Genomic DNA, 629 nt, shown 5'->3' with positions numbered 1-629 from the left:
ATTTCTTCAAGGCCGTCTGAAAAATCAAAATAAAGGAAATTCATTATGACCATTATCGTAACAGGCGCGGCCGGCTTTATTGGCAGCAACATCGTCAAAGCACTTAACCAGCGCGGTATTACCGACATTGTTGCCGTCGACAATTTGAGCAAAGGCGAAAAATTTAAAAACCTTGCCGAGTGTGAAATTGCCCATTATCTCGATAAACACGAATTTATCCGTCAAGTGCGCGGCCATCTTCTGCCTTACGACGATATCGAAGCCGTTTTCCACCAAGGCGCATGTTCTGATACCATGAATCATGACGGCCTTTACATGATGGACAACAACTACCAGTACACACTTGATCTCTTGGACTGGTGTCAGGATGAACGCATTCCGTTCCTTTATGCTTCCAGCGCCGCAGTGTACGGCAAGGGCGAAATCTTCCGCGAAGAGCGCGAACTGGAAAAACCGCTCAATGTATATGGCTACTCTAAATTCTTGTTTGACCAAGTATTGCGCCGCCGCATGAAAGAAGGCCTGACCGCCCAAGTCGTTGGCTTCCGCTACTTCAACGTATATGGACAGCAGGAGCAACACAAAGGCCGTATGGCATCCGTCGCCTTCCATCATTTCCACCAATACCG

Annotated in this window: 1 protein-coding gene; it reads left to right on the top strand. The window is 47.7% G+C overall.

Going from position 1 to position 629, the window contains the following annotated elements; all coding sequences use genetic code 11:
- Positions 1-45 precede the first annotated feature (45 nt).
- Positions 46-629, top strand: a 584-nt coding sequence (gene rfaD, locus ACTHS3_RS16535) for an ADP-glyceromanno-heptose 6-epimerase (protein WP_440368576.1), incomplete at its 3' end; no start/stop codon positions are given.

Source organism: Neisseria sp. P0009.S007 (assembly GCF_051962515.1).
This window is presented reverse-complemented; position numbering and strand designations above follow the sequence as displayed.